The sequence below is a fragment of the Gymnodinialimonas phycosphaerae genome (genome assembly GCF_019195455.1).
Classification (GTDB): Bacteria; Pseudomonadota; Alphaproteobacteria; order Rhodobacterales; family Rhodobacteraceae; genus Gymnodinialimonas; species Gymnodinialimonas phycosphaerae.
The window spans coordinates 3,307,901-3,328,922 of sequence record NZ_JAIMBW010000001.1 but is presented as its reverse complement, the minus strand read 5'-3'; the positions used below and the strand labels follow the sequence as shown (position 1 = coordinate 3,328,922).

Sequence of the window (21,022 nt, the reverse complement as noted above, 5' to 3'; positions counted from 1 at the left end):
CTCTCGGGGGGCGTTCGGTTTGCAAACCGTTCCCGAAGAGCGCGGCAAGGGGGTTGGGGCGTTACCAGTCTTCGGGGCCTTTGTCGCGGAAGACTTCGACCAGGTAATCGATGAAGGAGCGCACCTTGGGCTGAATGTAGCGGCCCGGTGGATAGACGGCGTAGACGCCTTGGACGTTCGAGGGCAAATCCGGCATCGCGTCGATCAAAAGACCCTGACGCATCGGCTCTGCGTACAGAAAGCTGGGAAGATAGGCGATGCCGAGGCCACCGACAGCGGCATTCAGCAGGCTTTGGCCGTCGTTCACGGTCAACCACCCGGCGGTGCGCACCTGGCGCAACTCGCCCGAGGGGGCCGTCAGCTTCCAGACGTTGCCCGACGAGGCGTTCGAATAATGCAGCAGCTTGTGCTCGTTCAGGTCATCGATCCGCTCGGGCCGACCGTATTCCTCGAAGTAGGAGGGCGCTGCGATCATCCGGCGCTGGGTCTCGCAGATCTTGCGCGCCATCAGCGAGCTGTCTTCCAGCTCTCCGACGCGGATCGCCATGTCGAACCCTTCCGAGATCAGTTCCACATAGCGGTTGTTGAGGACCATGTTGACGGTGATCTCGGGGAAAGCATGAAGGAAATCGCCAAGAATGGGCGACACGTGGTTCACACCGAAGTCCGTGGCGATGGACACACGCAACGTGCCGGACGGCGCGGATTGCATGGCAGTCACCAGGGCGTCGGCCTCTCCGGCGTCGTTCAGAACGCGGCGGGCGCGATCGTAGTAGGCAAGGCCGATCTCAGTCGGGGACACGCGACGTGTCGTCCGGTTAAGGAGGCGGGCGCCAAGGCGGGCCTCCAGTGAAGAGACGTGCTTGGAGACGGCGGATTTGGAAATCCCCATCTTCTTTGCCGCGTCCGTAAATCCACCTTGATCCACCACCGTGGCGAAGGCTTCCATTTCTGTGAGACGGTCCATACTGGTTCTGCCCTTATACTCGTTGCGGACAGTTTTGGGCGCGAAATGGGGCGCAAATGGGATGGGGCTTTGTTCAAACCACGATTATTCCGCGGATCGTTCATGGCACCGCAACAAACGTTTACCCTCTGTTTACGATTGCACCCGGATCGGGGGCGGGATTAGCCTTTGCGCAACAATGGCCGGAAACAATGAGAGGTTTCACAATGGACCATGCGATTGCTCGGGCAGAGATGGCCGCCGCATTCCGCCTGACAGCGCGCGAGGACATGCATGAGGGGGTGGCCAACCACTTCTCTCTTGCGGTGAATGAGGCGGGAACGCAGTTCCTGATCAACCCCAAGAAGCACTTCAGTCTTATGCGCGCATCGGATCTTTGGGTGATCGATGCCGATGACCCTTCCACGATGGTGGGCGACAATGCCCCCGATCAGACGGCTTGGGGGTTACATGCCAGCCTGCACCGCCACGTCCCCCACGCCCGCTGTGCGATGCATGTGCATTCGACCTATGCCACCGTTCTCGCGTCCCTTGCTGACTCGCGGCTGCCCGCGATCGACCAGAACTCTGCCATTTTTCACAACCGTCAGGTGGTGGATGAGAACTACGGCGGCCTGGCCCTTGAGGAAGAAGGCGCGCGGTGTGCGCAACTGTTCCAGGACCCCAGCATTCGCACCATGATCATGGGCAACCACGGCGTGTTGTTCATCGGCGAGACCGTCGCCGAGACGTTCAGCCGAATGTACTACTTCGAGCGCGCAGCGCGGAACTACATTATTGCGCTGTCCACGGGGCGCACCTTGCGAGAGCTGCCCGAGGAGGTGGCCGAACTGACCGCGCGCCAGATGGAGGCCGATGTGGGCGCGGATCAAGACGTGCTGGACGGCATGCGCGCCGTGCTGGACGCCGAGGGACTGGACTACGCCGCATAAGGGGACCCGGGCCAAGGCCCGGTCTACGATTTGGCGTGGAGGATGCGCCCGATGAGGTTCAGGAGGATCTGTGCGGCCAGGATCGCCGTGGTGCCGTCACGGTCATAATCCGGGGCGACCTCCACCAGATCGACGCCGACAATACAGTTGCGCTTGGCCAGAATGGCGAGGAACTCCAACACTTCATAGTAAAGGAACCCGCCGTGGGACGGTGTCCCGGTGCCCGGCGCAATCGACGGGTCGAAGCCGTCGATGTCGATGGTGATGTAGAGGTTCACACCTTTGGGCACGCGGGCGGCGGCGGCCTCGGCGCCCATGGCGCGAATCTGGCGGACAGACTGGATGTCTGACCCGAAGCTGCGCGCGTCATCATAGCCTTCCTTGGCGGTACTGCTGACGTTGCGGATACCGAACTGGCTGAGGCCGGTCACATGATCCCGCTCTGCCGCGCGGCGCATCGGGTTTCCATGACCATGGCGGACGCCGTGGCGTTCATCGACGAAATCCAGATGCGCATCGATCTGCACGATGTGGATCGGCGCTTGATCGCTGAAGGCGCGAATGCAGGGGATGTTGATGGAATGATCGCCCCCAAGCGTGACCGGGATGGCACCAGCAGCCAGCGCGGCGCGGACGCCCTTTTCGATATTGGCGTGGGACGCTTCGGTTTGGGTATGGATGATGTCGGCGTCGCCCATGTCGATGATCTTTGTGCCCGGCCCAAGGTAGGTCACATCATCCTCATGGTCATAGGCACCCGCGTGCCCGAAAGCGAACAGCGTCGAGGCCTCACGGATCGCGCGGGGACCAAAGCGCGCGCCGGGGCGCCATTGGGTGCCCCCGTCGAATGGCGCGCCAAGCACGGCGACATCCGCGTCGATCCCGCTCCAATCCTGAACGTACGCATATTTCCCAAAGGTGGAGATCCCGACGAAGGGCAGGTTCAAGCGGCCACTGTCATATGTATTGGTCATGGGAAGAGGGTGCGGCGGATGGGCGGCACCTTCAAGGGGATGTTGTCGGTGGGGCTGGTGTTGGAGCCTCCGGCGGGCATATTCATGGAACAAAGTTGAGCAGGGAGCGCGCCGAATTGGCGAAGCGCACACGGAAATCGACCTCGAGCAAGTCGCGCGCACGGCGGTGGGCGCAGACGTTCCGGCGCTGGCTGTTGCGTGGCGCCTTTGGCATGGTTGCGCTGATGCTTCTTTGGATCGTGGCCTATGCGTTCGTGCCGGTGCCCACCACCGTCTACATCCAACAAGAGCGCGCGCGTCTGGGCGGGGTAGAGCGCGACTGGGTGCCGATGGAAGAGATCGCGCCGGTGCTGGCTCGGTCCGTGGTGGCCGCCGAAGACGCGAATTTCTGTCTGCACTGGGGGTTCGATATGTCCGCGATCCGCGATGCGATCGCCGATGGCGCGGCGCGGGGCGGCTCTACCATCAGCCAGCAGACTGTGAAGAACGCGTTTTTGTGGCATGGACGATCCTGGGTCCGCAAAGCGTTGGAGGCCGCGATCACCCCGGTGATGGAGCTGATCTGGCCCAAACGCCGCGTGCTGGAGGTCTACCTGAATGTGGCCGAGTTCGCGCCCGGCGTCTTCGGTGCCGAAGCAGGCGCGCAACATCACTTTGGCGTCTCGGCTGCCGATCTGACGGCCCAGCAGGCGTCCCTTATGGCCGCCGTTCTGCCTAACCCGCAACAGCGCAACGCCAGCGCGCCGTCAGACTTCGTCACCCGCCGCGCCCGCGCGATCCGGGACGGGGCGGCTACAATCCGCGCCGATGGGCGGGCTGATTGCTTTGCGAATTGATTTTTCCCTGGCCAGCTTGCAAAGACGTCCCAGCACATAACCGAGCAGCTCCATGAACCGCCTCTACCATTTCCCTCTGTCGCCGTACTGCCGAAAGGTCCGGCTGATCCTTGCCGAGAAGAAGATCGAGGTGGAGCTGGTGGAAGAGAAGTATTGGGAGCCTTCCACCGAATTCCTGCGCCGCAATCCAGCGGGCAAGGTGCCAGTCCTAAAGATCGACGGCATGCTGCTGAGCGATAGCACGGCCATTTGCGAGTACATCGAAGAGACGGTGCCCGAGCCGCCGTTGATGCCACGCGACCCGGCCGCGCGTGCCGAAGTACGCCGCCTGATGGCGTGGTTTGATGACAAGTTCTACAGCGACGTCACCTGCAATCTGGTCCACGAACGGGTGCACAAGAAGCTGATGCGGGGCGGCTACCCGGACGGGCGCGCCGTGAAGACGGGCGCGCAGAACATCAAGTTCCACATCCACTACATGGATTGGCTGCTGGATCATCGGCGCTGGCTGGCGGGCGACAAGATGACGATGGCAGATTTCACTGCCGCCGCGCACCTCAGCTGCCTTGATTACATCTCGGATGTGGATTGGTCGCTGAGTGCGCCGGTCAAGGACTGGTACGCCACGATCAAGTCGCGGCCCGCGTTCCGGTCCGTGCTGGCGGACCAGATCTTCGGCTTCCCGCAACCGCCCCACTACGCGAACCTGGACTTTTGACGGCGTTGAAGGACGCCCTTCTGGCAGAGGCCCGCGCGGCGGGCTTCGCCAAGATGGGTGTCTGCAGACCCGATGCCGTGCCCGAGACAGCGGCGCGCCTGAAAGCCTTTGTCGACGCTGGACATCATGGGCAGATGGGCTGGATGGCCGAGCGGATGCACTGGCGCGGCGATGCCTCGGCGCTGTGGCCGGAGGCCCGATCGGTGGTGATGCTGGCCGAGCCCTATACCCCCACCGTTGACCCGTTGGACGCCTTGGAGGCGCGCGATCGCGCCACGATCAGCGTCTACGCGCAGGGGCGCGATTACCATGATCTGGTGAAAAAGCGCCTGAAACGCGTCGGGCGGTGGTTGCTAGAGCAAGCGCCCGAAGAACAGATCAAGGTCTTCGTGGACACTGCCCCGGTGATGGAAAAGCCCTTGGCGCAGGCGGCGGGGCTGGGATGGCAGGGAAAGCATACAAATCTGCTGGCGCGGGATCTGGGGAATTGGTTTTTTCTGGGCGCGATCTTCACGACGGTTGAATTGCCGGCGGATGAAGCAGGAAAGGAGAATTGCGGGTCTTGCACCGCCTGCCTCGACATCTGCCCGACCGATGCCTTTCCGGCGCCGTTCCAGCTCGATGCCCGCAAGTGCATTTCCTACCTGACGATCGAGCATAAGGGGCCGGTGGACGTGGCCCTGCGCGCCAAGATGGGCAACCGGATCTATGGCTGCGATGATTGCCTTGCCGTCTGCCCATGGAACAAGTTCGCGCAGGCGGCACGCGACATCCGCTACGCCCCTCGCGAAGAGTTGCAATCGCCGCAGCTTGCGGATTTGGTGAGACTGGATGATGCCGGGTTTCGGGCGCTGTTCTCGGGCTCACCGATCAAGCGAATCGGGCGGGATCGCTTTGTGCGTAACGTGTTGTACGCGATCGGGAATTCCGGCGAACCCGCGCTGGCAGAGGCCGCAAAGCCCCTGACCGATGATCCGGATCCAGCCATCGCCGATGCCGCGCGGTGGGCAGTGGAGAGGTTACAATGAAGCTTCTGATTTTCGGGTATGGGTTTACGTCCAAGGCGTTGGCGCACGCCCTGCCTGACACTTGGCAGATCACCGCCACGACCCGCACGCCTGAAAAGGCGGCCCTTATGCAAGGTGCCAAGCCGCGACTCTTTCCCGGTGATGACCTGAGCCGCGATATCGCAGAGGCCACGCATATCCTGATCTCTGCCGGGCCGGACGCCGCCGGTGACCCGGTGCTGGCCGCCTATCGCGATGCTTTCGTGTCGGCCAAGCCCGATTGGGTTGGCTACCTGTCGACGACGGGCGTCTACGGTGACCATCAAGGGGGATGGGTGACGGAAGAGACGCCGCTGGTCCCATCCACCAAACGCGGCGAAGCGCGGGTCGCGGCCGAGGGCGCTTGGATGGACCTGCACCGCAATCACGGGCTGCCGGTGCATATTTTTCGCCTCGCGGGGATCTATGGGCCGGGGCGCGGGCCCTTCTCCAAGGTGCGCAACGGCACAGCGCGGCGGATCATCAAGGAGGGGCAGGTTTTCAGCCGCACCCATGTCGATGATATCGCGCAGGTATTGATGGCCTCCATCGCCCGGCCCAACCCCGGCGCCGCCTACAACGTCTGCGATGATGACCCCGCACCGCCACAGGACGTCATCGCCCATGCAGCCAAGCTTCTTGACCTACCGATCCCCGAGGCGATCCCCTTCAAGGACGCCGACATGACCCCCATGGGGCGCAGTTTCTACGCCGAATCCAAACGCGTGGATAATACCCGCATCAAGGAGGAGTTGGGGGTGAACCTGCTCTACCCTGATTACCGCTCCGGACTTGCGGCGCTTCTTTCCGCCGAGCACGACGTGTATCGCTCGCGTTGCCCAGACACTTCGGTATAACAGGGATAATACATGATGTACGGACGGGCCATGCGGTTCCTTTTCATTGCGCTTCTTACCCTTGCTGCCCTTACCGGGTGTTCTCGGTTCATCGATTACGATGGGCCCGAGGTGACGCGGGTCGTTGTTCACAAGAACGACCGGATCATGCTGCTGATGCACAATGATGAAGTGCTGGAAAGCTACGAGGTCGAGCTTGGCTTCGCCCCCGAAGGCCACAAGCTGGAAGAAGGCGATGGTCGCACGCCCGAAGGCGAGTACATCATCGATCGGCGCAACCCCAACAGCCAATGGTATCTGTCCATTGGCATCAGCTACCCCAATGCAGAAGACGTCGCCCAAGCCCGCGCGCGAGGCGTCAGTCCGGGTGGCGATATTTTCATCCACGGCACCCCTCGCCCACTCCGGCGGGGCGACGACTGGACGGTGGGCTGCATCGCCGTGTCCAACGCCGAGATGCGTCAGATCTATGCGATGGTCAACAACGGCACACCGATCACGATCTATCCGTAATCCTTCCCGAGAATCACAGCGCAACGCCTTGATTCGCAGGTATTCTAAAGGTTCCCATCAGCACCAAAAAGAAACACGCATCGGGCGAATCATACCAATTCGCGCCTGTGAACAAAGGCCTCCCGGAAGAAGTGTTGCTTATTTGACGACACCCGTGGTTTCCTATGCCAGAGGCAATTTCCACGCCATTGCAATCGTTGGGGGTTGCTGGTTAAAGAAACGCACGAGGTACAGTCTTGGGTGCCCCAACCTGCGCATAGTGCGTAAAAGGGGCGTATCTTATAAGGATATTTACTATGAAGAAACTCGCTCTCGCTGCCGCTCTGTCTGTTGTCGCCACTGGCGCATTTGCAGGCGGTTATGTTGCCCCCACGCACATCGAGCCCGTTGTCATCGTTGAAGACACCGGTTCCTCCGCTGGCGGCATCCTGGTGCCCGCAATCGCAGTTCTGCTGCTGGTTCTGGCTCTGCACCACAACTGATCCTCGGATCAGATTGCGCGACATTGGATTGGCGCTGCCTTTGGGCGGCGCCTTTTCTTTTGTGCAACACCTTTGATTTCAGTTATTGAGAATTCACATCTGCCCATTGCGCCCTTGGAGGGTCTGCGGCTAGGACTTTAGGCAAGGTAAGTTAAATAAGCCCAACCGACGCGCTGTGCGTAAACCGGGCTAAGGAGAACACTATGAAGAAACTCGCTCTCGCAGCTGCACTTTCCGTTGTCGCAACCGGTGCATTCGCTGGCGGCTACGTTGCCCCCACCCACATCGAGCCAGTCGTCATCGTTGAAGACACCGGTTCCTCCGCTGGCGGCATCCTGGTCCCCGCGATCGCAGTTCTGCTGCTGGTGCTGGCTCTGCACCACAACTAAGCCGTCAGGCTTCAGTTACACGAATTTGGAATGGCGCTATCCCAACGGGTGGCGCCTTTTCTTTTGCGCACAGGCCTACAGCCCCGCGTCGGCCTCGATCTGCTTGCGGGATTTGCGCGCGCGCTCGGTCGCGGATTTCAGCTGACCACAAGCAGCCATGATGTCCTCGCCCCGCGGGGTACGGATCGGCGAGGCATAGCCCGCCTTGTAGACGATATCGGCAAACGCCTCGATCCGGGCCCAATCGCTACGCTCGTAGGGCGTGCCGGGCCATTCGTTGAACGGAATCAGGTTGATCTTGGCGGGAATGCCTTTGATCAACTGCACCAGACGTCGTGCGTCTTCATCCGTATCGTTCACGCCTTTCAGCATCACATATTCAAACGTGATCCGTTCCGAGTTGCTGGCCTTGGGATAGGCGCGCAGGGCATCCAACAGGTCTGCGATCGGCCACTTCTTGTTGATCGGCACCAGCTTGTCGCGCACCTCATCGGTGGTGGCGTGAAAACTGACCGCCAGCATGCAGCCGATTTCCTCGGCCGTTTTGGCGATCTCGGGCACAACGCCCGAGGTGGAAAGCGTGATGCGACGGCGCGACAGGCTGATCCCCTCGGGGTCCATCGCGATCTTCATCGCGTCGCGCACGTTGTCGAAATTGTACAGCGGTTCACCCATACCCATCAGCACGATGTTGGACACCAGGCGCGGCTTGGCATCGCTGCCCTCGCCCGCGGCGGTCCATTCATCCAGATCGTCGCGGGCCAGCATGACCTGGCCGATGATCTCTCCGGCGGTCAGGTTGCGCACCAGCTTCTGCGTACCGGTATGGCAGAACGAGCATGTGAGCGTGCACCCGACCTGAGAGGAAATGCACAGCGTTCCGCGATCCACCTCGGGGATGTAGACAACCTCGACCTCATGGCCACCGGCGATGCGGACAAGGTACTTGCGCGTGCCATCGGCGCTGACCTGTTTGGATACGACCTCGGGCACATCGGCCACGAACGTCTCGGCCAGCATGGCGCGATAATCCTTGGACAGGTTCGTCATCGCCGCGAAATCGCGCACACCCTTCTGATACAGCCACTGCCAAATCTGCCCGGTCCGCATCTTTGCCTGTTTCTCAGGGGTACCCGCCTCGATCAAGGCGGCGCGCAGACCGTCACGGGTCAGCCCGATCAGGTTGATCGGCCCGTCGGGCAGTTTGCGTGGGAACGTAAGGACGTCCTGCGTGATTGGCGCGGTGGCGGTCATGGAACTACTCATCCTAGGATTTGCTTCCCATATAGGAGGCATCGCCCCCACGCAAACCCCGTCACTCGGCGCAGCGCACCTGCGCGTCATTCATCGCCAGCGCGAAACCCTGCAAGTTGAACGTGTCGATCACCTCGGTTCCCCGGGTCGAGGTCGCGGTCACGACCGCCTCTACCCCGTCCCGCATCGCGGCGATGATGCCTGCATCGTCCTGGGGCGAGCCGGCCCAGGACATCGGACCTTCGGTGAACATCTCGTAAGTGGCGTCGCCCACTTCGATCGTCACCGTACTACCGGCCGCAAACTGGTATCCGCCAGTATAGCTGACCTCCCCTGCGCGACCGTCTTCGGGCCAGAACGACACGAACAGCAGCGCGACATCACGGCTGATGTTGCCCGTCACGTCCTGCCCATTGCGCGAGGCGGTGGTGCCGGACGGCTCTGCCGTGATCCAGCAGCGCGTGGGGTTGTCCTGCACGTAGACCGGCCATGGCGCCGGAAGCGTCTGTGCCACTGCGGGCGTTGCCACGCACATGCACAGCGCCAGCGCGTGCAGGCTACGGGATACGGGGACCATGATGATCAGTTCCCGCAGCGGGTCTCTGCGTCTTCAACGGCAGCGGTGAAGCCCAGCAGGCTGAAGGTGTCCTGCGTCTGGGTGCCGCGCGACGACCGTGCCGTCAGCACCGCCTCAGCGCCGCGCTTCATCGCGGTGATGATGCGATCATCGTCCTGCGGCGAGGCGGCCCAAGCCATTTCGCCATCGGTAAACAGCTCGAACGACGTGGTGCCGATCTGCATTGTCACGGTAGAGCCATCGGCGAAGGGATAGCCGCCGGTGAAGCTGACCTCTCCCAAGCGTTCCTGGCCGGGCCAGAAGGACACGAACATCAGGATTTCGCCCCGGCGCACCGATACGACACGCCCGTCACGGGTGTTGACCGTTTCAGACGGAGTGGAAACCACCCAGCACTGCGTCGGATCGTCTTCGACGAACACGGACCAATCGGTCTCGGCGTTCACTCGGTTGGTCGATTCGTCCTGTGCAAGCGCCATCGTGGCCGAAAAAGCCAACGCGCCCGCCAGAATACCAGCAAGATATGTCTTCATAAATAAGAGCCTCCAGCCCCTTCGCTGCCTCTGGTCGGCGACCGTTTTTTGGATCATCGTAAAGATGGAGCGTCCAACCATAATTGGGCCGTAACGTAGACGAAAGAAAGCGTTGAAAAAAGCCCCGTGTGCGGAATTTCGCCGGGTTGTGAAGGGATTGGGACGGAATGAACACGACTGAGGTCTTGGTAGAGGTCCATCGCGGGCCGATTCTGGAGTGTACGCATCGCGGCAGTGTCGCGGTCTGGCGCCATGGAGAGGGGCTGATCGGCGGCATCGGCGACACCGAAGCGCGGATCTTGCCGCGCTCGTCGTCGAAAATGATCCAGGCGCTGCCATTGGTGGAATCGGGCGCGGCGGATGCCTTTGGCCTGACGCCCGAACATCTGGCGCTGTCCTGCGCGTCCCATCAGGGGGCGGCAATCCATACGGATCGCGTGACAGCGTGGCTGGACACACTGGGGCTAAGCGAACCTGATTTCCGCTGTGGCGTCCAATGGCCCAATGACGTGCCCGCCCGCGACGCGCTGATCTGTGCGCACTGCGGCCCCGATCAACGTCACAACAATTGCTCGGGCAAGCACACCGGGTTTCTGACCTATGGCAAGCATACGGGCGCGGGGCCGGAATACATCGACCCGGCCCACCCGCTTCAGGCCGCTATCAGCGAAGCATGGGATGATGTGACCGACGAGCCGAACCCCGACTTCGCCATCGACGGCTGTTCCGCTCCCAACTTCGCCACCCGCCTCTCGGGCCTCGCCCGCGCCATGGCTGCCTATGCGGCGGCGACGCCCGAAGGCGGCACGCGCCAGGCCGCCATGGTGCGTCTGCGGGAAGCGATGATGCTGCACCCCGATCTGGTCGCCGGAGAAGGAAAGGCCTGCACCCGCCTGATGCGCGCCATGGGCCAACGCGCCGCGATCAAGACCGGGGCCGAAGGCGTCTTCATCGCCATCATCCCGGACCTGAAGATCGGCGTTGCCCTGAAAATCGCCGACGGTGCCACGCGGGGGGCCGAGGCCGCAATCGCCCATCTTCTGGGGCGGCTGGGCGTGTTGGACCCGATGCACCCCGAGGCACGGGCCTTCGCCCACGGCCCGATCCGCAACTGGAACGGCATCGAAACCGGGCATTACCGCATCGCGGATGCGCTGTCCGGCCTGTCGCTATAGATCAAGTGCGCCCGCGATCTTTTCGTGGATCAGGGCCTTTTTCAGCGGTTTCGTGACGTAATCGTCAAGGCCGGCGGCAAGAATACGCTCTCGGTCGCCCTCCACCGCGTGGGCGGTCATGGCGATAATCGTGACCGGGGTCAGACCCTGTTCCGCCTCATAGGCTCTGATTGCGGCGGCGGCCTCCAGCCCGTCCATCTCGGGCATGGAGATATCGGTCATGACCAGATCCGGCTGTTCCCTCTTGTAGGCCTCCACCAACTCAAGGCCGTTGTTGGCAAGCTCAAGGTTCAGATCGATCCCTTTGATCATCGCTTTAAACACCAGTTGATTGGTCTTGTTGTCCTCCGCCGCCAAAAGGCGCGGCTTTGTTTCGGGAACGGCATCAGGCTCAATCGGCGGCGGTGGGACGAGCGCCTCCGATGGCGCAGACAGAAGTTGGGCGCGCAACGCCACAAGGCCTTGGTCAAAGGCGCAAACCGCGAAGCCCCCCGGCAGTTCCTCCGGGCCAAGACTGCTGAGCCGCGCACCGGTGAAGCCCGCAGTATCCAGCACCGCCGCGATCTGGGCGACATCCATAGAAAGATCGCACAAGACGACGGCCGTTACCTCTTCCAGGTCGCGGGCTTTTGGGACGCGACGGATCTGCGTGGTATCCGCATGCAGCCGCCCGAGCGCGTCAAACAACTGCTCTTCCCGGCCAGCCCCATGGCCGATCACCAACACCCGCGACTTGTCCGCAGGCAGTCCAGCCACCGGGATGGAGCCCACCTCCGGATCAAGCTTCATGGGGATCTTGAACCCAAAGGCGGAGCCCCGGCCCACCTTTGATTCAAGCCACATCTCGCCTTTCATCATACCGATCAGCCGCTTGGTGATCGCCAGCCCCAGCCCGGTCCCGTCGTGGTGGCGGTTGGCTTCGTCCTCCACCTGGTTGAATTCCCCGAAGACGTGATCGTGCTTTTCCGGCGCGATGCCGACACCGGTGTCTTCGACAATGATCGAGACGGCAACATCTTCGCTGCCATCCTGGGTGGGGCTTGCCAGCACGTGAACCGTCACATGGCCCGCTTCGGTGAACTTCACGGCGTTACCGATCAGGTTCGTCAGGATCTGCCTGATCCGCCCGCGATCCCCGATCACACGCGGGGGCAGGAAGATGTCGTAATCCAACCGAAGCTCCAGATCCTTGGACGCGATGCCGGGCTGCAACAGGCGGAAGATCTCTCGGACCGTCGCATTCAGGTCGAAGGATTCCTCGTGCAGCTCCAACTTGCCGGCCTCGATCTTCGAGAAGTCGAGCACGTCGTTGATGATCACCAACAGCGCCTCACCCGAATTGCGGATCGTATCGGCGTACATCTGTTGTTCTTCGTCCAGGACCGTGTCGCGCAACAACTCGGCCATGGAAACGACGCCGTTCATCGGTGTCCTGATCTCATGGCTCATGTTGGCAAGGAAGGCGGACTTCGCGCGGCTGGCGGACAGGGCTTCATCGCGCGCCTCCGAAAGCTCTCTCTCGCGGCGGATGTTGGGGGTGATATCGACCCCAAGAGAGACAAAATCGCCCTGCGGGGTCTGTTTGTCATTCAGCCGGATATAGGCGCCGTTCCACAACTTGATATCGACGTTGGGGATTGGGTCCAACTCCCAGCGGGCGATCATCTGATCGACCCAATCCTCCGGGTCCTGGCCTTGCAGGTCCACGATACCTTCCTCGACACAGACGCGCAGAATCGACTCGTAGGTCGCGCCTTCGGTCACGTCGGCTACCCCGTCGAAAATACGGAAATATGCGGGATTCGCGGCGACCAGCCGCCAATCGCGGTCGAAGATGGAGAAGCCGTCTTCCGTGGCAGTCAGCGCGTCCCAAAGCCGCCGCTGCGCCGTGACCGCGCGTTCTGTTGCGACTTCCAACTGCGCTTCCGTCTTGTCGGTGCGCCCTTTGAGAAGTTCATTTTCCTCCCTTTGTTCAATGACTTGGGTGGAAAGCGCCGTCGCATGTTCTGCCAATTTCCGGTTGGCGGAATACAAATCCTCGGACCGCAGGGCAAGCAGCTGCTCCGCCTGAAGGCGGGCCCGCCGCTCCTGCGCCAACCGGTCGTTGATGTTTATCGCTGCCATGGGGCGCGGCCTTGAAGAATTGATCGGGGTCAACATGGCCTCAACTCGCTGAATATAGCGTTAATCCTCCATTGCATGGCCGTTCATGCGGAGGAATCATCGACAGCCCAAACGGCACATGGCACGTTTCGGGCAATGATTTTTTGAAGAGATTTATGAGGGTCCCATGACGCGCACGTTGGCGGTTGCTGTCTGCTTTTTCGTTTTCCTCGGGCTGCCCCTGCACGCGCAGGATCTGCTGCCCGAACGGACGACCCTCATCATCCGCGACACCGATCTTCCCGGCAACGATCTGCGTCCGATCTTCGATACCACGCTGGCCGATTGCAACGCCGCCTGCCGCGTCGATCCCGACTGTACGGCTTTTACCTTCAACAGCGTCAACAACAGCTGTTTCCCCAAGACCGCCGCCGCAGATGGCATCGCCTACAGCGGCGCGCTATCGGGGATCTTGCGTGACACGCCGGACGCCGCCCATGCGCTGGCAGCCCGGCGTTACGGGGACCTGGGGTTCTTGCAGGCGTCCGATTTCTCCAGCGCCCTGGCCCAGGCCAACACCTTGGGCCTTACCCACTACGCGGGCCTCTTTGACCCCGATGATTGGCGCCGCAGCGCCCGCAGCGCGTTTGCGGACGGCAATATCCTTGGCGCCATGCGTCGGATGGGCGCCGCCATCACGGTCGAGGATCGGGGCACCGATTGGACCGCCTACGCGACCTATCTTCTGGCGATCGAGCCCGAGAACCGCTCGGAGGGACAACGTTTCGAAAGCCGCGCCTTGCTCGCCGCCGTGAACGCCACCCTGCGAACCGAGGGGGAAGAGCTGGCCAATGCGCTGGATGTTCTGGCTGAAGCGTTGGAGAGGCGCGGGCGCGGACGGGACACGATCCCCGCGTTGCGTCTTGCCTTGACCCAGGCCGCCACCCCAGACCGGGAAGAGGCGCTTGACCGGGTCCTTGGCCTTTACGGATTCCGCGTCACCGACACCCGTGTAGATGTGGAAGCCGATTTTCCGCGCATCTGCGCCATTTTCTCGGAACCTCTCGCGGCAGGTGGCGTGATCTATGACGACTTCCTGCAAACGACCTTGTCCGATGTGGCGGTGGAGGCCGATGGCCGCCAGCTTTGCCTTTCCGGGGTCCGCCATGGTCAACGCTATGAATTCACCCTGCGCGCTGGCCTTCCCGCTGCCTCGGGCGAGGTGCTGCACGCCCCCGTGACCTTGCGCCAATACGTCCGCGACCGCGCGCCCTCGGTCCGGTTTGCCGGGCGCGCTTATATCCTTCCGGCGTCCGCAGGCGGCACTATTCCGCTGGTTGGGGTCAATACGGACCTTGTGGATCTTCGCCTCTTCCATGTTGCCGACCGCAACATCCTGCGCACCTTGCAAGAGCAATACTTCGGCAGGCCCTTGGCCGAATGGCAGGTGGATCAATTCGCCGAGGAAATCGGCGAAGCCGTCTGGCAAGGAGAGGCCGAGGTCGCGTCCGAGGTCAACCGGGGCATCACCACCCGTGTCCCGATTGGCGAGGTTCTGCAAGACCGCGCGCCCGGTCTTTATGCGCTGGAGGCCCGCGTTGGCGGCGCTGGCACGTCTGAAGGCGGCGCAACGCAGTGGTTCCTTGTCAGTGATCTGGGCCTCACGTCGATCAGCGGTGCAGATGGCGTCCATGTGCTGGTGCGGTCCTTGGCCACGACAGAGGCACACGCAGGCGTCACCGTTGACCTGATCTCTGAATCCAATCACGTTCTGGCCACGTCAGAGACGGACTCCGATGGCTACGCATATTTCCCCGCCGCGATCGCGGCGGGCGAACAGGGGGCCGCCCCCGCCCTTCTGACCGCGCGCAGGGGCGACACGGATCTGGCCTTTCTGTCCCTGCGCGATGCGGAATTCGACCTGTCTGACAGGGGGGTCGAGGGCCGCGCGCCAGCCGGCCCCATCGACGTCTTCCTTACCACCGACCGGGGCATCTACCGCGCGGGCGACACGATCCACATGACGGCGCTGGCCCGTGATCCCCAAGTGCAAGCGATCTCTGATCTGCCCCTGACCGCCATCCTGACCCGCCCCGATGGCGTCGAATTCACCCGGCATTTGCTGGACGAAGCAGGCGCAGGCGGCTTCGTCGCGTCCCTCCCCCTGACCGCCGATGTCCCGCGTGGCACATGGCGGCTGGCGATCCACGCCGACCCGGACGCCCGCCCCCTGCGCGAGGTGCGATTGCTGGTCGAGGACTTCCTGCCGGAGCGTCTGGACCTTACCATCGATCTGCCCGCCGACACCTTCGGCAGCGGCGCCAGCCCCATCACCGATTTCCGCGCCGATTACCTCTTCGGTGCCCCCGCATCCGGCTTGAACATCACCGGTCGCATGGCGCTTACCCCGATCCGCACGTTGCCGGATCATCCCGGCTACCAATTCGGTCGCTACGATGCCCTGCCCGACCCCCAATTCGCCAGCTTCGGTCCGATTGAGACCGATGCGCAGGGCCATGCCGCGCTGACGCTGGAGTTTCCCCAATTCGAGGGCGTCGATCATCCCGGCCAACTTGCCCTCACCGCCGAGATCACCGAAGGCTCGGGCCGCCCGGTGGAGCGACGTGAAACCGTCACCATTGTTCCCTTCAGCGCCGTCATCGGTATCCGTCCGCTGTTCGATAGCACCCTGCCTGAGGGCGTCGAAGCACCCTTCCACCTGATCACCACAGGCGCGGAGCCGATGCCCGTGCGCTGGACCCTGAACCGGGTTGAGCAGCGCTACCAATGGTATCGCCAGAACGGCAACTGGACGTGGGAACCGGTAACAACCCGCCAGCAGATCGCGCTTGGCGAGACTGTCCTGACGACTGACCCGACCGAATTGGACCTGCCCGTCGAATGGGGCAGCTTTGAGCTACGCGTCGAAAGCGACTCGGGCGGCTTTGCGGTCTCTTCCGTTGGCTTCAGCGCTGGCTGGTATGGCGCGGAAGACGGAACCGATACGCCAGATGCGTTGGAGGTCTCTCTCGATGCAGAGGCCTACCGCCCCGGCGACACAGCCACCCTGCGGATCGTACCCCGCACCGGCGGCCTTGCGCTGGTGCAGGTCGTCACCGACCGGCTGATCGATCAGCAGATCGTGCAGCTTGGCGACGACCCCACCGATATCACCCTGCCCGTCACCGGCGAATGGGGCGCGGGCGCTTACGTCACCGCGACCCTGATCCGCCCGTTAGACACTGAGTCCAGCCCCGTGCCGACCCGCGCCATCGGCATAGCCCATGCCGCTGTCGATCCCGGTGACCGTGCCCTGCAAGCCACCCTTGAGGTGGCCGAGACGATGCGTCCCCGTGGCCCGATGGACGTCGCCCTGCGCGTTGACGGCGCGCTTCCCGGCGAGGTGGTCCATGCCACCATCGCCGCCGTTGACCTCGGCATCCTCAACCTCACCAGTTTCGACAGCCCTGACCCGCAAGGCCACTACTTCGGTCAGCGCAGACTCGGCATGGCGTTCCGCGATATCTATGGCCGCCTGATCGACAGCCGAGACGGTGCCGAAGGCCGCATCCGCCAGGGCGGCGACGCGGGCGCGGGGCTGCGAATGCAGGCAGATCCCACGTCCGAGGATCTTGTCGCGCTCTTCTCTGGGCCGCTGACGGTGGGCGACGATGGCACGGCCCGCGCTACCTTCGACATGCCCGCGTTCAACGGCACGATCCGTGTCATGGCCACCGCCTGGTCTGATACCGGTGTCGGCCAGGCCGAGGCCGATGTGATCGTCCGCGACCCGGTCGTCATCACTGCCAGCGCGCCCCGTTTCCTTGCCCCCAGCGATGCGGCCTCCCTGCTGCTGGAGATCACGCACACCGAAGGCCCCACCGGAGAGATGCCCCTGGCGATCTCTGCCACGCCAGAAATCCAGATCTTTGGTCAGATCATCCCTGCAATCACTCTGGCAGAGGGAGAGGCCACCCGTGTCACGATCCCCTTCATTGCGGCAGATCGCACGGGCACGGCGGAACTTTCTGTCACCCTGACAACGCCCGACGGCACCGACATCCTCCAGACCCTCACCGTGCCTGTTCAAGCCAATGACCCCGAGGTGACAGAGACCACGCGCCTCACCCTCGCGCCTGGCGAAAGCTTCACCGTCGACAGCGCGGTTTTCACCGGCTTCCACCCGGAAGGTGTGCGCGCGATCCTGTCTGCCGGGCCATTGGCGCGCTACGATGTGGCGGGGCTGCTACAGCGGCTGGACCGCTACCCCTATGGCTGTTCCGAGCAGACGGCGAGCCGTGCGATGCCGCTGCTGTACCTTTCCTCCGTCGCGCAAGCGCTGGACCTCGGCACCGCCGATGACCTCAATACCCGTATCGAAGGGGCCATCGCCTCGGTCCTGACAAATCAGGCCGCGAATGGGGGCTTTGGCCTCTGGCAGGCGTCGTCAGGCGACCTGTGGCTCGATGCTTACGTGACCGATTTCCTCTCCCGCGCGCGGGCAGAGGGGCATTCCGTGCCCGACATCCCGTTCCAGAGCGCGCTGGACAACCTCGCCAATGCCGTCGCGTCCCATCCCGATTTCGAGAACGGCGGCGAAGGCCTCGCCTATGCGCTGATGGTTCTGGCCCGCGAAGGGCAGGCCAGCATGGGCGATTTGCGCTACTACGCCGACGTCAAGGTGACGGATTTCGCAACACCCTTGGCGCTTGGGCAATTGGGCGCTGCCTTGGCGATGTATGGCGACCAGCCCCGCGCCGACGCGATGTTCATCGCGGGCTTCGCGCGCCTGACCCTGCCGGGCCTGTCCGAGGATACCCGCAGCTGGCGCGTCGACTACGGTAGCCGACAGCGCGACGCGGCGGGGTTGATCGCCTTGGCGACCAATGCCGGGTCCCTTGCGGTCAACATGCCCGCCTCCGTCGTGGACATAGCGCCCTCGGTCGCGGATGCCTCTACCCAAGAAGCCGTCTGGGCGCTGCTCGCGGCCCACGCCCTTATCGACAACCCATCGGCCGAGGGGTTGTTGCTGGATGGCGCGCCGATTGTCGGGCCGATGGTTCAGGTGCTCGACGATGCGCCGACCCAGACCCGCGTGATCGAGAATACCGGCACGCGCGATGAGGTTGTCACCCTCACCCGTTTTGGCCGCCCCGATGGTCCGACAGAAGCCTACGGCAACGGCTACCGGATCGAGCGGGAATACCTGACGCTGGACGGCGCGCCCGTCGATCCGGCGCAGGTCACCCAGGGCACTCGGCTGGTCACGATCCTCACGGTCATCAACACCGGCGCGCCGGACGGACGGCTGATGGTGAACGACCCGCTTCCTGCGGGCTTCGAGATCGACAACCCCAACCTGCTGCAATCGGGCGATGTCCGTGCCTTCGACGGGGTGGACGTGGGCGCCTCCCCCGTGATGTCCGAGTTCCGGGCCGAACGGTTCCTTTCTGCCGTCGACATGCGCTACGGCGTGGATCGTGTCCGTCTAGGCTACATCGTGCGGGCCGTATCACCGGGTGAATTCCACCACCCCGCCGCGTCGGTCGAAGATATGTACCGCCCCACCTATCGCGCGCAGACTGCCTCTGGCCGGATAAGCGTTTTGGAAGAATGAAGGCGATTGCGACAACGCTCGGCCTCCTTCTCGCGGCGCTTCTCGTTGGGGCGCTTCTGTGGCTGGACCAATGGATCAACGAGACAGAGATCCCGCCCCTCACGCTGGAAACCGGCGTTGAAGTGCTGGACCGTGACGGCGACCTGCTGCGCGCCTACACGGTCGAGAACGGACGCTGGCGTTTACCCGTATCCTACGACGCCGTTGATCCCGGCTATGTCGAGATGCTTATCGCCTATGAGGATCGCCGTTTCTGGACCCACCCGGGTGTGGACCTGCGGGCTTTTGCCCGCGCCGCCTGGCAGAGGGTGACAACCGGGCGGGTCGTCTCGGGCGGGTCGACCCTGACGATGCAGGTGGCGCGGCTGCTGGAGGAATCCGGCACGGGGGCCTGGGGCGGCAAGATCCGGCAGATCCGGCTGGCGCTGGCGTTGGAAAGGCAACTGTCGAAGCAGGAAATTCTGACGCTCTACCTCCACCTTGCGCCCTTTGGCGGCAATATCGAGGGCGTGCGCGCCGCGACGCTCACATGGTTCGGCACAGAACCGCGCCGCCTCACCGCCGCGCAGTCCGCCCTGCTTGTGGCCCTGCCACAGGCCCCCAACTCGCGCCGTCCCGACCGCTTTCCAGAGGCCGCCGAGATCGCCCGCAACCGCGTGCTGTCGCGCGCCGTCACCTTTACCGACCTAACCGAGGCGCAGATCGCCTGGGCCCGTGACGAACCGATCCCGACCGTCCGCCGCAACTTCCCTACCCTCGCCGCCCACCTCGCCGATCGCGCCGTGGCCGACCGCCCCACCCAAGGCACCCATCACCTGACCGTCGACGCCGATCTGCAAAGGCAAATGGAACGCCTTGCCACCCGCGCAATCACTGACCTCGGCCCGCAAATGTCCGCGGCGATCATGGTGATGGACCATGAAACAGGCGCGCTTCTGGCCGCCGTCGGGTCGCCCGACTACACCGATCTGACGCGTGAGGGCTTCGTAGATATGACCCAGGCCATCCGCTCGCCCGGATCAACCTTGAAACCACTGATCTACGGTCTCGCCTTCGACAGCGGTCTGCTGCATCCGCAGACCTTGATCCAGGATCGCCCGATTTCCATCGCAGGCTACGCGCCGCTGAATTTCGACTCGGTCTTTCGAGGGGAAGTCTCGGCGGCGCAGGCGCTGCAAATGTCACTGAACATCCCCGCCGTGACGCTTCTCCATGAGATCGGCCCGCACCACATGCTTGCGGCCATGGGCCGCGCCGGGATGGATGTGAGCCTGCCGGAAGGTGAAGAGCCCGGCCTTGCGATTGCGCTGGGGGGACTGGGGACGACGATGGAGGACCTGATGGCGCTCTATGCGGGAATTGCACGCGGTGGCATCGCCGCACCGCTGCACTGGCGCGACGGCGACGGGCAGGAGGGGCAGCGCATCCTGTCGAACACCGCCGCGTGGTATCTGGGGGACATCCTGGGGGACGTCGTGCCCCCACCCAATGCCCCCCGCATCGGGCTCAGCTACAAGACCGGCACCAGCTACGGGCACCGCGACGCGTGGGCATTCGGGTTTGACGGGCAGCATGTCGTCGGCATCTGGATGGGCCGTGCCGATGGCGCGGCGGTACCGGGTGCCTTCGGGGCAGCGCTTTCGGCCCCGCTGCTGTTCGAGGCGTTCTCTCGCATCGATGAGCACACCACACCCCGCCGCCCGCCGCCGCCCGGCGCGCTGACCCTGTCGAACACGCAGCTGCCCGACACTCTACGCCGGTTCGATCCGGGCGCGGATATCGCCGAGGCAAATGGCCCTGTGATCACCTTCCCGCCGGAAGGGGCCGTGCTGGCCTATCAACCGGGCTTGCCGCTGCTGGCCCGCATAGCGGAGGGAACGCCGCCCTTCACGTGGCTCTGGAACGAAGCGCCCGTCGCGACCGGATGGCACGACCGCGAAATCGCGCTGGAGACCGAGGTGGGATTCGGAGAGCTGACAGTGATCGACGCGACGGGCCTGGCCCAACGCCGCACCGTCGAGGTTGCGGACTGACGCCGGCCCAAGCGCC

Annotated in this window: 17 protein-coding genes; 11 read left to right on the top strand and 6 right to left on the bottom strand. The window is 63.4% G+C overall.

All coding sequences use genetic code 11. From position 1 onward, the window contains the following. Positions 1 to 61: 61 nt before the first annotated feature. Entirely contained in the window at positions 62 to 967 is a 906-nt protein-coding gene (locus KUL25_RS16475) for a LysR family transcriptional regulator (RefSeq protein ID WP_257893914.1), read from the bottom strand. A 191-nt stretch (positions 968 to 1,158) separates the two neighbouring features. Here KUL25_RS16475 and KUL25_RS16470 point away from each other — a divergent pair, with 191 nt between their 5' ends. Beyond that, entirely contained in the window at positions 1,159 to 1,899 is a 741-nt protein-coding gene (locus tag KUL25_RS16470; RefSeq protein WP_257893913.1) for a class II aldolase/adducin family protein, read from the top strand. A gap of 23 nt (positions 1,900 to 1,922) precedes the next feature. On the opposite strand, the gene speB is transcribed toward KUL25_RS16470, so the two are convergent. Then, positions 1,923 to 2,873 (bottom strand): agmatinase, encoded by a 951-nt coding sequence (speB, locus tag KUL25_RS16465; RefSeq protein ID WP_257893912.1) that lies wholly within the window; start codon positions 2,871 to 2,873, stop codon positions 1,923 to 1,925. Between the two features lie 116 nt (positions 2,874 to 2,989). On the opposite strand from speB, the gene mtgA reads away from it, so the two are divergent. The 7 genes from mtgA (at position 2,990) to KUL25_RS16430 (ending at position 7,714) form a co-directional block, all read left to right on the top strand. Beyond that, a complete protein-coding gene (gene mtgA, locus KUL25_RS16460) occupies positions 2,990 to 3,709 on the top strand; it encodes a monofunctional biosynthetic peptidoglycan transglycosylase (RefSeq protein ID WP_257894884.1) in 720 nt (239 codons plus the stop codon). A gap of 52 nt (positions 3,710 to 3,761) precedes the next feature. Beyond that, entirely contained in the window at positions 3,762 to 4,427 is a 666-nt protein-coding gene (fzlA, locus tag KUL25_RS16455) for an FtsZ-binding protein FzlA (protein WP_068355778.1), read from the top strand. Between the two features lie 53 nt (positions 4,428 to 4,480). Next, entirely contained in the window at positions 4,481 to 5,455 is a 975-nt protein-coding gene (queG, locus tag KUL25_RS16450; RefSeq protein ID WP_427854487.1) for a tRNA epoxyqueuosine(34) reductase QueG, read from the top strand. After that, positions 5,452 to 6,330 (top strand): SDR family oxidoreductase, encoded by an 879-nt coding sequence (locus KUL25_RS16445; protein WP_257893910.1) that lies wholly within the window; start codon positions 5,452 to 5,454, stop codon positions 6,328 to 6,330. The genes queG and KUL25_RS16445 overlap by 4 nt, the downstream gene beginning before the upstream one ends. Before the next feature lie 30 nt (positions 6,331 to 6,360). Then, complete coding sequence (locus tag KUL25_RS16440) at positions 6,361 to 6,843, top strand: L,D-transpeptidase family protein (protein ID WP_257893909.1); 483 nt, start codon at positions 6,361 to 6,363, stop codon at positions 6,841 to 6,843. A gap of 296 nt (positions 6,844 to 7,139) precedes the next feature. Next, complete coding sequence (locus KUL25_RS16435; protein ID WP_068355784.1) at positions 7,140 to 7,325, top strand: hypothetical protein; 186 nt, start codon at positions 7,140 to 7,142, stop codon at positions 7,323 to 7,325. Positions 7,326 to 7,528: 203 nt separating this feature from the next. Next, a complete protein-coding gene (locus KUL25_RS16430; protein ID WP_068355784.1) occupies positions 7,529 to 7,714 on the top strand; it encodes a hypothetical protein in 186 nt (61 codons plus the stop codon). A 75-nt stretch (positions 7,715 to 7,789) separates the two neighbouring features. On the opposite strand, the gene rlmN is transcribed toward KUL25_RS16430, so the two are convergent. The 3 genes from rlmN to KUL25_RS16415 all read right to left on the bottom strand — a co-directional run bounded on the left by rlmN (position 7,790) and on the right by KUL25_RS16415 (position 10,078). Further along, a complete protein-coding gene (gene rlmN / locus KUL25_RS16425; RefSeq protein WP_257893908.1) occupies positions 7,790 to 8,968 on the bottom strand; it encodes a dual-specificity RNA methyltransferase RlmN in 1,179 nt (392 codons plus the stop codon). Positions 8,969 to 9,029: 61 nt separating this feature from the next. Next, positions 9,030 to 9,545 carry an invasion associated locus B family protein gene (locus tag KUL25_RS16420; protein WP_257893907.1) on the bottom strand — a complete coding sequence of 172 codons (516 nt, stop codon included), beginning with the start codon at positions 9,543 to 9,545 and terminating at the stop codon, positions 9,030 to 9,032. Positions 9,546 to 9,550: 5 nt separating this feature from the next. Continuing rightward, a complete protein-coding gene (locus KUL25_RS16415) occupies positions 9,551 to 10,078 on the bottom strand; it encodes an invasion associated locus B family protein (RefSeq protein WP_068355792.1) in 528 nt (175 codons plus the stop codon). 167 nt (positions 10,079 to 10,245) lie between these two features. On the opposite strand from KUL25_RS16415, the gene KUL25_RS16410 reads away from it, so the two are divergent. Further along, positions 10,246 to 11,253 (top strand): asparaginase, encoded by a 1,008-nt coding sequence (locus tag KUL25_RS16410; RefSeq protein ID WP_257893906.1) that lies wholly within the window; start codon positions 10,246 to 10,248, stop codon positions 11,251 to 11,253. On the opposite strand, the gene KUL25_RS16405 is transcribed toward KUL25_RS16410, so the two are convergent. Further along, positions 11,248 to 13,377 carry an ATP-binding protein gene (locus tag KUL25_RS16405; RefSeq protein WP_257893905.1) on the bottom strand — a complete coding sequence of 710 codons (2,130 nt, stop codon included), beginning with the start codon at positions 13,375 to 13,377 and terminating at the stop codon, positions 11,248 to 11,250. The genes KUL25_RS16410 and KUL25_RS16405 overlap by 6 nt on opposite strands. A 166-nt stretch (positions 13,378 to 13,543) precedes the next feature. Here KUL25_RS16405 and KUL25_RS16400 point away from each other — a divergent pair, with 166 nt between their 5' ends. Together KUL25_RS16400 and pbpC are read left to right on the top strand one after the other, a co-directional pair. Then, the gene (locus KUL25_RS16400; RefSeq protein ID WP_257893904.1) at positions 13,544 to 18,973 is read left to right on the top strand and encodes an alpha-2-macroglobulin family protein; all 5,430 of its coding nucleotides are present in this window, start codon (positions 13,544 to 13,546) and stop codon (positions 18,971 to 18,973) included. Further along, entirely contained in the window at positions 18,970 to 21,006 is a 2,037-nt protein-coding gene (gene pbpC, locus KUL25_RS16395) for a penicillin-binding protein 1C (protein WP_257893903.1), read from the top strand. The genes KUL25_RS16400 and pbpC overlap by 4 nt, the downstream gene beginning before the upstream one ends. The last annotated feature ends 16 nt before the right edge of the window (positions 21,007 to 21,022 follow it).